Here is a 13337-nt window from a genome sequence, read left to right as displayed (position 1 = left end):
GCGAAATGCAATGTTTCATTTCAGATACGTTATACATCTTCTATACCGGCAACAAGTGCATCTGCAGTGTTAAGATATAGGGTTAAAAACTCTTCCGGATCATATGCTCAATACAGTATAGCTTCGGTTCCGGCTTCCGGAGGAACGATTGATGTTCCGGGTTTTCCGGATTCCGGAGAATACGAGTATATATTAGATTTGACAGCAAATGGAGTTTCTGCTCAGAAAACAGGATTTTTCCTGGTAGGAGAATGCAGTCCACCACCTTGTGAAACCCCGATCATCAAGAATGTGTATCTGAGAGATAATTATCAAATAGTTTTGGATTATTCGGTAGACGGAGCCAATCTCGAGACACCGGAATATCAAATAGCAACTGATCCCGATTTTGCAAAAATTATTCATTTTAAAGTAGGCTTCGATTATCAGCCAATTGAATATATCGATATGAGCGGAGGAAATATTCCTGATAATACTCTTTTATACATAAGAGCAAGAAAGCACTGTTCCCCGGCTGGAATTTCAGAATGGTCAGGAATAAAGACCGTAAGATCCGGAAGAAAAGGCTCTTACCTTTTTGAAGATGCTTATTGTGTGTCGGATATTTATAAAAGTCCTACAGACCCAGAACCAATGGGAGGAATGAATATTTGCTGGAATGATCGTACACCGCTTCTTAAAACGCTGAGACTTTCTACACCTGTTCCGCAAAGAGGAAGCTTCATTTATTTACCGGATGATGTAAATCCTGCAATACCTGCAATACCGGGAAATTTGGCAAGTTTTGATGAAGCCGGAGAGCCAAGTATAGGCTTTAATTCAAAAGGAATAAAATGGATAAGATTCGGAAACTATGATCGGGAGGTAATTTATGATGTAAATCCACTAACCGGTCAGATCATTGATATCTCATCGTTTAATTGTATTAGTGTTTAATAGTGATGATCTGAAACGAATAAAATCCTCAAGAAATTGAGGATTTTATTTACCGGATGATTGTTTAAATTATCTTCTGTTGTTTTTGCGTCTCGTACTTATAATATTAAAAAGCTTTGCAACATCCTGCAGGTGGATTTCTATATCGTCATAATATTCGTTTAAAGAATGAAGGGTAATAACGCCTCGCTCAACATCGTGGTTAACGATTCGCTTTACCAGAATTCCTTTTTCTTTGTGTACGATTACAAAATCCCATTTATCATAATGCAGTTTGCTCAGCCAGTAATCTTGTCTTATGTTTCTGCACAAAATGATGTCGCCTTCAAGGTAGCTTTCGTACGATCCGTTATCCATGCTGTCTCCTTTTACTTCAAAACACATGTATTCACCTCGGTGTTCCACATCATCGGTGAAAGGAATTGTGGGTAAGCTTTCTATATATTCTTCATCCGCAAAACTGTGGAGATAGCCAGCTTGTGCATATTGATTGGCAAGCGGAACATTCATGATTTTTAAATCTGAAAAAACAACGGGAGCTGCGCCGTCATTAAGTTTCTTTTCCTGTTCCTGAAGTAGATTGGTTACAAAATATGCTGTGGTTTCTGGTATTTTTCGTTCGCCTTTTTCCCAATATTGTACGGCTCTTGTGCCTACGCCAATAGATTTTGCTATATCAGCCTGCTTCATTTTTAGTTTCTTCCGGATTTCTTTGAATTCTAAATAGTTCATTTTGATATGGTTATGATTATTTTATAAAAAAATATGCAAAAAGTTCATTTTTTATTTTGAAAAACGAACAATGTTCGTATATTTGTCTCGTTGTTATAAAAGAACAATGCAAATATACAAAATTATATGAATGATCTACTATTGTTTTAATATTTAGATAGTTTTTAAATTGAATGTTAAATATTAAAAATCAATAACTTGGATTTGTTTTTTTGATTTGAAACGTAAAAAATTAGATTTATTTTTTGTTTTTATCTAAAACTGATCTGAACCTGGAATATTTTTTAAATTAATAAAAATGCGCAATTTGTGCTTGAATTTGAATGTTTTATGTTCGTTTTTGTGAGATTTTATTAATGAAAAAAATGCGTTTGATTTTTATTCGTTTCAAAATAAAGCAACCATTTAGCTCTTTTGTTTTTTTTAAAGTAAAAGGCAATCAGGAAAATGTAAAAAAATACTGCTGTTTAGGATATAAAATATCGATTAATTATAGCTAACTGCAAGAATATTAATACATTCAAAGAGCGAAAAAGTTTGTGAAACAGACTACGTTATTTTAAAAATAATATAGAATGTTGTGTTCTTTTACAGACAAATTACTGACGGTAAATGATGTTAGGATGTTTTTTATGAAAATCGATTTCTCATAAGCATCACTTAGATCATTCACCGGAAAGTAAAACTTAGAAAAAAGAAGTTGGTGTATCATTTCTGTAAGAAAATACCCGTTACCGACTTCTGAAAACCAAAATTAAATAATGTAATCAGGTATCTGTTTTAAAGACTTCAACTAAGTCTTTAGAGGCATCATTGTCTTATATGAAAATTTAAAAAAAATAAAAGATGATGAAAAGTTGTCTAATACAATAATAAAAAACTTTTAACATAAAAAACTCTAACCAAAAATGAAACGTAGCAAAGAATTAGTAGAAAAAAGAAAAAATTTTGTAATTGATTATGTAAAACGCAATCAAAACAAGCAAATGAAAGTAATTGTAACTGAACTCACAGAAATGTTGTTTCTCTCGGAAAGAACTATCTATAACATTATCCTGGAGAGTTAGTCTGAAAATAATTATACAAAAATTATTCCAAAAAAAAAGATCTGAAGTCATTCCGTCGGCTTTGATATTAACCCATAAATCATGAATGAAAGAGTTGCAACAACTCCTTTCTCAAATTAAAACTTGCAGATAAAAATATAAGGTAAAAAACGGTTTTAGCTTTTCGGTTCTGTTGTTTTTTAGGTGAAATAAATGCCTGAAAAGAGACCGTTTTGACCTTGTATTATTAAAAAAATTACTTCAGAAGATTAAAAAAACAACCCATCATTTAACAGCTTTAGAAACCATGAAAAAGAAAGAAAAGAAAAAGAATAAAAAGAATAAAGAAAATACAGAAAAACTGAAAAAAATTAAAAAAGACATCAGTGATCTTATCGACGAACTAGCCTATATAGACGAAAATGAAAACATTACAAAAAGCAAAAGATTTTTAGACAATTTGTATATGCTTGATCAGGAATAGTTGACCATCTGGAATTCGTAGTAAGAATCAAAATTTTAATAAATAATATATAAAAAGACAATGAATTTGGATGGTTTAAAAGCCCTTTTAATCGGAACTGCAATAGCTTTTTCCGGAGGACTATTGAGGGTACTGGTCTCAATACAAAACAAAGAAAAAAAACAATTATGGGAACACGTTGTCACTTTGGCAATTGTGGTAATTGTAGGTTTTACAATGAGTTACTTAATGAACAGAGCCGACCTGCACGACAAATGGTACTCAACAGGAGTGCTGTTTGTGCTTGGTTACGGCTATGATAAATTTTTGAAAATGATCACTACAAATCTTCCCAACTGGATCGATACGGCAGTGAATCTTTTTATCGAAAATAGATACGGAATAAAGACAGACAGGCAATTTGATGAGGAAGAAGAAAAAAAGGATGAAATTATTTAATAAACAATAAAAATATATCCTGAAAAACTCTTACTGCAACTACAGAATCTATCTTTCAAAAAACTGGTGACTTTCCTAAAAAAGGATGAATTTTGAATTTGAAAACCCAAAAGAGCAAGCGGAAACTAAAAGCATTCAGACTATCCTGTTTCTCATCACCAAAAGCTGAATAGTACTTTTAGTTATCAGATTCATAAAAAGTCACCCTTCACGGTCTGATTTCCCCAGATCAACAGGTTTATAAAGCGCAATTATTTCAATTGCGTTTTGTAGACCTTCTTAACCAAAGTGTAATAAAAAACTAAGTCAATGAAAACAGCAAATCCTGTAGAAAAAGACAATAAAGTCCAACAAAGCCAGAATAAAAATCAAAGGCAAAAAGAATTGATGGCTGTACCTTCATCCGAGGTAGAAACAGCCGGTGCACAAACCCAAAAATCTGAAGAATCAACCGTGAAATCGGGCTCAGCAAACCATAATGCAACTTCGGCTGTTCATGGTTCACAAACCATTTACGACCAAGGTTCAGAGATCATGTACGGAAAACTTCAGGAAAGTTTAACGCAGACAGGCGATATCAATCATCCCGATACCAAAGAGATTGAAAAAGATTATGTCACCACCCTGAATGTAGATCAGGCAAGAGATTACAATGATCTTAAATCGGGAACTTATCTGCCTAAAACACCAAAAGAACAAGCTGAAAATCATCAGGAAAATAAAAAAACTTCGGAAGGTAAACCGAAAGATAAACCAAAACAAAAAGCAAAATCGGCGGGCAAAGGTAATCCTGATGCCTCTTTGGAGGATTTATCAAAATCTCCGGCTACGCAATTGGTAAATGATTTTAATGCTGTACAAAATAACAGTACCGCACTTTTAAACAGTCAGACACAGAAAGCGACAGGTGAGCTTCCAAAAATAAATGCAAAAATAGGAAGTGCTTTTTCCGGATCTAAACAGAAAGCGAAGGCTGGTAAAGATAAAACGGCAGCAAAATCAAGCAAAAAAACAGTAAAATCTGCAGCCCAAAAACCAAAATCAAAAGAAGTTTCTTTCCCAAAAAGCGAGCCTTTGAAAAAAGGAAATTATTCTTTTAATTCTGCAAGTGCTAAAAACGGGGACTTTGAAAGACAGGCTCATGACCAGCTTCGGGGAATTCAGCTCAATACTTCTGCAATCCCAACAACGATGCAACAAAGTGCAAATTTAGACCTTAGCGGAGAAGCAGATACAGAACATTTATCAATCGAACAAAATGATGCTGCACAAGATATGGGCATCAAAAAAAATCAGGCCGCAAAAGATATTCATAAAAATTATGGTGAAAATGATATCATCAAAAAACCAAATGACGAGATTCTTAAACCATCACGTAAAATAACTTCAAAAGCCGTTAAAAAACAACCTCTTGACGCATTGAATCTGGAAGGTATGGATGAAGCAGGAATCAATGCTCAATTTGAACCTATTATTCAGTCTAAAATTGGCGCCGAAACCGAGAAATATCAAACAGCAGAATTAGAACACAATCAAAAAGTACTCGAACACGAAAAATCTTCTGAAAATCAAATCAATGAAGAAAAAAATAAGTCGCAGGAAAAGCAAATAAAATCTGTAAAAGATGCTCAGGCGGATGTAAACCAATCAAGAGTCGACTGGCAAAATGAGCTCAATAAAACTGAAACTGATTTTGCAAATAAATCCAGCAATCAAGCCAAAGCAACACTTGGAAATATAAAAACAGAAAAGAGCAGAGGTGAAACCAAAGCTCAGGGTCATATTAATAAAGCCAACGATGATGCCCGTAAGAAAAAAGAAGATGCAGATAAAGAAGCTAAGCTAAAAAAGGCAGAAGAAGAGAAAAAGAGCGGAGGTTTCTTTGGCTGGCTTGCAGATAAAGCGACAGCATTTATTAATGCTCTCAAAGATGCGCTGAATTTTATTTTTACCAAGCTCAGAGAAGCGGTTAAGTTTATTTTTGAAGCTGCCAAAAAATTAGTTTTAGAAGTATTGGAAGCGGCAAGAAAAGCAATTGTAGGCTTTATCAAAGGTTTTGCTTCATTGTTAAAAGGTTTCTTAGACTTCGCTCTGGCTGCATTCCCTGCAATCAGAGACCGGTTAAAAGCTAAAATAGACAAATTTGTAGCCGTTGCCGAAAAATATGTAAACGCAACCTTTGAAGTCTTTAAAAAAGCGGTTGTTGCGATTATTGATTTCCTGGTAGAAGCTGTAGATACGCTTATTGGTGCGCTACAGGATCTTTACAATTTAATTTTGGACGTGGTCAATTTTATTGTGGCAGGAATTATAAAAATATTAGAATTTATATTTAATCTAAATGTTGCTGCAGCAATGTCTGTTCTGGAATTCTTTGGGGCATTGGCAGAAGAAGCATTGGGAGGCAACCCGGCAAAACCACTTCAGGATGTAGAGGTTCCTGCAGGTCAGGAAAAAGCATGGGCTTCAGCTATGGGATTAGAAGCGGAAAATAAAGTTTCACAAGAAGGAAAAGCTTCTGTAGAAAATGCTATCCCTGTTTTAACCAAATCTAAGCTGGATGATGATGATGTGATTTTAGAACCTTATCCTGCGGTTTCTGTGGATAAAGATTTTATAAAATCTTTACCGGATTTGAAGGACGGAGAAAAATTAGAATTGGGAGGGGCAGGAGCAAATAGCGTGACTACAAAACAATTCCAAGAGTCGGCAGCTTTTGATGCAGGATTTAGTATTCATGAGAAAGAGCAAAATCCGGAACAAATGTCAAATGTTGCTGAGACCGCTGGTCAAACTCAGAAAGATTCTGGTCCGGATTGGAGACATATGAGTGATGAAGAAAAATTAAAAGAATATAATGATCAGATGCTTGAACAATCTGCCAAAGAAGGTGATGCGGAACCAACATCTCAAAAAACTACACATGAAGCTACAGAAGACAATTCTCCTGAAGCGCTTATTACCAAAACAGGACGATTAAATGCAGGACGCAGATTGCAGTTTATGGGTGAGCAAATGTTAACCGGGATAAAAGTATTCTGGAATAAGTATAAAGCATGGATTATAGCAGGATTTGTAGCTGCATTAGTTGCTATTGCTGCTATTTTAATCTTTAGTGGAGGTACTGCTTTGGGTGCGGTTGTGTCGGCTTTGGGTGAAGCGTTAACACTTATCTTTGGTGCTATTGCTGTATATCGAGCGATGGGAATGCTTTGGGAATATGTGAAAAAAGCCTGGGCTGGAGATAGAGATGGTGCTGCAAAAGCATTAGCTACGGCATTCGCTATTGTTGTTGTAGAATTCTTTATCGATAAAATTTTGATGGGAATGGGCAAAGTATATAAACGTATGTTAAAAGCCTTTAAAGCCAACAAGCTAGGCCGAGCTGCCAGAACAACTATTGCTTTCGTGAAAAGGACCCAACGAAGAACAAGAGATCTTCTTAAAAAAGGAATGACCAGATTACGAGGTACAAAGATGGTATTATACCTAGAAAAAATAACCGTAAAAGGAGCTAATAAATTAGATGACCTTCGTAACAAAATTTTAACTAAATTCGGGTTCAAGAAAATCTGGCTTGAAAAGCACGGTAGGTTTATAGAACTTTGGGGAGAATTTAACTCTAGAGTGCTGTTAATGAGAGAAGATGCAGATGGAAATAAAACGGTACAGGTTGATGCAGATGGAAATCCAATGTTTAGAGATCTTGATAATGCTGACTATGAAATTTTAGGAAGGGATAAGCAGGTAGGAGCTGAAATGCAAGATGGTGTAGTTGTTTCAAATTCTTTTGAGGAAAGATTTAGTAAAATGAGTTCTGAGAAACAAAGGGAAACACTCGAAAAGTTAAGTAGTAATGATTTTGATGTACGAAGAGCTGAAGGATTTAAAGGTTCTAGACCAGAAGTTACCATTCCTTCAAAATTTAAAACCAAAGATTTGGATGAGGTAACGGAAATTAAACCATTTAGCCAACCAGATATTGATAATATAAATAATTTAACAACAAAAAGGAAAACAGAAATAGGCAATCCTAGTGAGCTTAGAGGATATTCAGAGCAAATTGGAGAAGCAGCTGCGGATGCTCACGCCAATGCTCATGGTTTACAATCAGTATATACAGGTAGCGGAGCTTATACCTTAGATAAAGTTTATCAAAAAGGAGATACATTCTATGTATTTGAAGCTAAAGGTGGAGGAAGTACACTAGGAGGTAAAAAAACCGATATTATTAATGATACTACTGGAGATCTTCATATAGCGGAACAAGGATCTCGTGAATATTTAGAAAAGACTATTCAAGATATGGCAAAATCATCTGATGAATTGAAAAGACGTACAGCAAGGCAATTAACAGAAGCTCTTGAAGATGGAAATATTAAATATATGGTAGTACAACAAAGGTTTACGAAAACTGATGACGTAGGTGAATTTACTATTAAGGAATTTGATATAACAAGATAAAAAAAATATGGAAAAAATTAAGTTGCACAAGGTCGATTTACCTGCGGTAATTAAAGAAAATTGTGATTGGTTAAGTGAAAAATTACCAAGATCTATTAATAAATCAAAAGAGACTTTTAGATTTTTGTTCTTTGTTTATAGAGATTCTTTAGAGTTATTACAAATGTCTGTTGTAGAAAATCCAGAAGTCACTCAACAAAAGTATTGGTTTAGCTATGGACTCAACTGTATCAGCGAGTTTTGTCGTTTAGCACATTTTCCAGGCGAAATAAAAGAAGCTCAAATTGATGAAGATGGTTCTTTCTCTATTAAAGTGGAAGAAACAAATCAACACATCAATATTTTGAAAGCGCTTTTTATGGCAACAATTGCAAGAAATGAAGAAAAGCAAAAGATTATTGCAGAAAGTCCCCTTTATTTATGGGAAATGAAAGAAGAAAATCTTGATAATGGTAATTTTGTAACATGCTTTTTATTGTTAATGAAGGAATATTACACAAACAAAACCTTTAATGAAGAGCTTTTTGAAAAATCACAACAATACATTATATCAAATAAATCTGAAATAGGACCTGATATTAAACAGAAATTTTGGATCTATTACATGAATGAATTTTTAATAGCTTTTAAATCTTTAATTGATAATAACGAAGCAGAGTTCAATCAGAATTTAATTAAAGCAATCAAGGCCCACAAAGAGGTCTGGAGCCAAAAGAAGGCTTTAAATAAAGGTGGAACTCCATTGTGTAGAGAAAATGAAGGTTTTTTATCCTGGAGTTGTACCGCTTTAGCAGCGATGGCTTATGATAAAGGTTGGAAAATTGAAGTTGAATCTGATTATATGCCAGATTTTATGATTGATGGTAGTATAAATAATTAAACTGTTTTAAAATTAATAATAAAGCATCTCAATTATGGGATGCTTTTGTTATTACGTTATTTCCAAACACTTAGTTGGCATTTCTTACTATTAAGATAACATTTCTAAGCATAAAGATAGCTTTTCTAAGGTGCAAGATAATTTTTCTTATCCCTCAGATGACATTTCTAAGGTGTAAGATGGTTTTTCTTATTATTCGGGTCATTTTTCTAAAGTGCAAGACGATTTTTCTTATCATTCAGATAGTATTTCCAAGCATAAAGATCGTTTTTCTAAAGCGCAAGATGATTTTTCTTACCCTTCAGATAGTATTTCTAAACAGAAAGATCGTTTTTAGAATGTAACAGATAATTCCAAATGAAAATTTTATATAAAAAGATAGCACATCATTCGATATATTATTAAATTTATTAAGTTAAATTTTTATTTAAAATCTAATCCCATGAAAAAAACACTATTCATTTATTCCCTTCTGTTCAGCCTTTCCTTCGCAAATGCGCAAACGATAGAATCTGGAAACCGCAATACCATTGGTTATATAAAAAATGATGGTRCGATCGAAAACAGCAGTCGTGCTACCGTAGGTTATATTAAAAATGACGGTACTATTGAAAATAAAAGCCGAAGCACAATTGGGTATATCAAAAGTGATGGTACGATTGAGAACAGCAGCCGTTCTACGGTGGGTTATGTTAAAAAAGACGGAACCGTAGAAAACAGCAGCCGTTCAACAATTGGCTATATTAAAGATGACGGAACGGTAGAAAACAGCAGTCGCTTAACGATTGGTTACGCTAAAGGAATCAAAAAAGAATGGGCGGCAGTAGTATATTTCTTTTTTAAGTTAGATTGATGATGAGTTTGTATAGAAAAACTATCCTTTTTAGGAATTTTAGAAAAGCAAAGCCTGGATTTTTTACAATCCGGGCTTTTGTTTTTATAAGCAAGAATTATAAATATTATGTTTTAGTTTTAAAAATAAAAATGTTTCATTTAAAAAATCTGAACTTACTGCAATTACCAATTTTATACTGCAGAAAATTTGTTTAAAATAAAAAAACATCAATTTCAAGTCTTGAATATAAAGCGTTAATTATTTGATTTTAAAATAAATAAGAGTTGCTGCAACTACGGAATAGGGAGGGCAAAAAACTTTCATAAGAATGAAAAAATAATGAATTTTGGGCTTTGAAACCATACCGGAAATCAATTGATTTTTAATGAATAAAGCTACTGCAACTACAGACCAGAGCACTCAAAAAACTTCTGTAAGRATAAAAAAAGCATGAATTTTGAATCTTGAAATCTAGTAATAAATCATCTGGTCTTGAAAAATATAAGCTGCTGCAACTACAGAAGAGACCCATCAAAAAACTTTTAATTGAGACAAAAAAGAATGAGTTTTGAAACTCTGAAAAACGAGGATAGTATGGCAGTTTCAAAAAAAATATCCGTGAAACTAAAACAAATTTATAAACAAATGCAAAAACAATAAAATGGCTATAAGAGATAAAAATACATTAAAAACATTTTTTGAAACAGGAGACACTCCTTCGCAAGATCAATTTGTAGATCTGATAGATTCTTTCAAGCATCAGAACGACGCGACTGCCTTTCTTCTCACCGACCGGGAAATAGTATCAATTGCAAATCGTATAGCAACTATTAACAACGGATTTGTTGAATACTATTTTGATAATATGAGCAATACATTAATTAAATTGAATGTAGCTCAGGAAAATCAAGAAAACCAAGAGATAGAAATCAGATGCGACATACATGATAATGGCGATGTAAAAAAACAGTACTTTGTTGGTAATGGGCCTTATACAGTAGCTATAAAAGAATTTGAAAGCGAAAAATTACAAACCAACGAATACCATTATTTGTATTATGAAACAAGTCTATATGACAGCGTAGATAGGCTAATTGGACACAAATTACCAGCTACTTTCAATGGTTTTGAATTTGGCAAACTAGATGGAAGGAGCTTTCATTTTTATATTTCAAAACAAAATTTTGGAAAAGAATTAAACGTACTGCATACCAATATTAAGTTCATTAATAAAACGGATGTTCCTATTGAATATAAATCCCAGAGTACTAATTGGCGTGATATCTATAGGAAAGAAAACAGCGTAACCGATCATTATGACCAATGGGATTATCTATACTTCAGTTACAATGCAGACATGACAAAAGCAAATTATACTATTGAGTGTAGTGTTTATGATACCGACACAAACGAATTATTAATAATCGACTACTTAGAGCCCGGCATAAATTATAGACATTTTGGGAACAGTAGTGATACTGCAGGAAATAGAGCAGATAAAGTGAGAAACATTACAATAGAATGTTTAAAAGTATAAATCTAAACAAGATCACAAGTTTGGATTTGGAACTTCTTCTCAAGGAGCGATCAGAAATATAAAAATCGAATGTAATTATTATGAAAATGCAAAATAATACAATTGAGAAAATTTCAAAAATAATATCATAAAATTTTATATCCTTTGAAATAATGGCAATATATAATCATTTTAAAATTATTTGCCGATTTGTTTAAACCAAGAAATTGTGGAAGACACTTCCAAAAAACAGCAAACCACAGATTCTTCGACGATATTATATGATGGCTTATTCGAATACCAATTAGCCTGTGATTGTAGGGGTAGGGTATTGCTGAAAAACAAACTTTAATAATACTAACAAAAAAACTAATAAACCATATGTCAATACCATTAGATACCATATACAGTTATTTTGAAACAGGTGATTTCCCGACTCAGGAGCAGTTTAAAGAATCGTGGTCTTCATTTTGGCACAAAGATGAAGCTGTTCCGATGAGTAAAATTTTAGGTCTGGAAAATCAGTTTCAAACAAAAGCCGATAAAGCTGCTTTAGACAATCACGCGTTATCTTCAGAATCGCATGCAAATTATTTGTCTAAAAAGGATGCATCCAATTTAAATGCAGAAAATATCCAGTCCTGGAAAAATGTTTTAGGCGTAAAAGAATTGCTCAGCAATCTGGCAACAGTTGACGATGGAGACAATATTGGGAATGTTTACACCAAAAATCAAAGCGATTCAAAATACATGTTTCTGCAGGAATTTTTGAATGACGACAGAAAGATTTTGGCAGAAAAAATAGAAGCTTTAGGTTTAACAACTTTAATTGAAGCCACAGAAAAAAGCATCATAGAATTTGCAGAACGCTCAGACTTATATAAGTTCGAGGACAACGACTTTATCGCCGTTCCGGATGAAAGAGGAAACTTCTCGCTGTATTTATTTAAAGGCGGCGACAAACGCAATAAAGCCAATTATTTATCAACAGGACTTTCGAATATCACGATCGGAATGGTTGAAGGACTTCAAAGCGAACTGAATAAAATTACTGTCGTTCAGGAAGAATTGAACAACCTGAAAAATAATAAAGCAGATAAAGCCACAGTTCTTGAGCAATTTAACAATGTTAATATTGACCTTTTGACAAAAGCCGATCAAGCTGCGGTTCTGGAACAGTTTAACGTATTTAATATTGATAAAGCTGATAAAGCTGCAGTTCTCGAGCAATTCAATTCGATAAGTAGTATTAAAGCCGATAAATCCACAGTTCTTGAACAGTTTAATTCTTTAAATACAGATCTTGAATCAAAAGTAGATATAGAAACAGCTCAGGTTGAATTTAATAAAATAAAACTTGTAGAAGATGGAGTAGCGAGTTTAAATACCAATCTTATAACTAAAGCCGATAAAGCAACGGTTCTTGAACAATTTAATGCACTAAATACARATCTTGMAWCAAAAGTAGATTTAGAAACAGCYCARGTAGAGTTTAATAAAATAAAACTTGTAGAAGAYGGARTARCRAGTTTAAATACAAATCTTCTGACTAAAGCTGATAAAGCAACGGTTCTTGAACAGTTTAATTCATTAAATGCGGATCTTGAATCAAAAGTAGATTTAGAAACAGCTCAGGTTGARTTTAATAAAATAAAACTTGTAGAAGAYGGAGTAGCGAGYTTAAATACCAATCTTATAACTAAAGCCGATAAATCCACAGTTCTTGAACAGTTTAATGCATTAAATACAGATCTTGAATCAAAAGTAGATTTAGAAACAGCTCAAGTAGAGTTTAATAAAATAAAACTTGTAGAAGAYGGAGTAGCRAGTYTAAATACAAATCTTCTAACWAAAGCCGATAAAKCYACMGTTCTTGAACAGTTTACTTCTTTAAATACAGATCTTRMAWCAAAAGTAGATTTAGAAACAGCYCARGTAGAATTTAATAAAATAAAACTTGTAGAAGACGGAGTAGCAAGTTTAAATACAAATCTTCTAACGAAAGC

General features: G+C 33.3%; 9 protein-coding genes. 8 read left to right on the top strand and 1 reads right to left on the bottom strand.

The genetic code is table 11. The annotated features are described in order from the left end of the window. A partial coding sequence (locus AB4Y90_RS08485) for a hypothetical protein (protein WP_441556973.1) occupies nt 1-936 on the top strand: 936 nt, incomplete at its 5' end. Nucleotides 937-1005: 69 nt separating this feature from the next. Here AB4Y90_RS08485 and AB4Y90_RS08480 read toward each other — a convergent pair. Next, entirely contained in the window at nt 1006-1668 is a 663-nt protein-coding gene (locus AB4Y90_RS08480) for a S24 family peptidase (RefSeq protein ID WP_441556972.1), read from the bottom strand. Between the two features lie 1353 nt (nt 1669-3021). On the opposite strand from AB4Y90_RS08480, the gene AB4Y90_RS08475 reads away from it, so the two are divergent. From AB4Y90_RS08475 to AB4Y90_RS08445, 7 genes are all read left to right on the top strand, one after another. Then, a complete protein-coding gene (locus tag AB4Y90_RS08475; protein WP_441556971.1) occupies nt 3022-3198 on the top strand; it encodes a hypothetical protein in 177 nt (58 codons plus the stop codon). 66 nt (nt 3199-3264) lie between these two features. Then, nucleotides 3265-3636, top strand: a complete 372-nt coding sequence (locus AB4Y90_RS08470; protein WP_441556970.1) for a hypothetical protein — start codon at nt 3265-3267, stop codon at nt 3634-3636. Between the two features lie 309 nt (nt 3637-3945). Further along, the gene (locus AB4Y90_RS08465) at nt 3946-8100 is read left to right on the top strand and encodes a hypothetical protein (protein ID WP_441556969.1); all 4155 of its coding nucleotides are present in this window, start codon (nt 3946-3948) and stop codon (nt 8098-8100) included. Between the two features lie 7 nt (nt 8101-8107). Continuing rightward, on the top strand, nt 8108-8980 hold the full coding sequence (locus tag AB4Y90_RS08460) for an immunity 49 family protein (protein ID WP_441556968.1): 873 nt from the start codon (nt 8108-8110) through the stop codon (nt 8978-8980). A gap of 442 nt (nt 8981-9422) precedes the next feature. Further along, complete coding sequence (locus AB4Y90_RS08455) at nt 9423-9833, top strand: 5-fold beta-flower protein (RefSeq protein WP_441556967.1); 411 nt, start codon at nt 9423-9425, stop codon at nt 9831-9833. A 643-nt stretch (nt 9834-10476) separates the two neighbouring features. Then, a complete protein-coding gene (locus tag AB4Y90_RS08450; protein WP_441556966.1) occupies nt 10477-11352 on the top strand; it encodes a hypothetical protein in 876 nt (291 codons plus the stop codon). A 360-nt stretch (nt 11353-11712) separates the two neighbouring features. Beyond that, a partial coding sequence (locus AB4Y90_RS08445; RefSeq protein WP_441556965.1) for a hypothetical protein occupies nt 11713-13337 on the top strand: 1625 nt, incomplete at its 3' end.

Origin of the sequence: Chryseobacterium sp. 2TAF14, assembly GCF_052115105.1 — a bacterium.
GTDB lineage: Bacteria > Bacteroidota > Bacteroidia > Flavobacteriales > Weeksellaceae > Chryseobacterium.
This window is presented reverse-complemented; position numbering and strand designations above follow the sequence as displayed.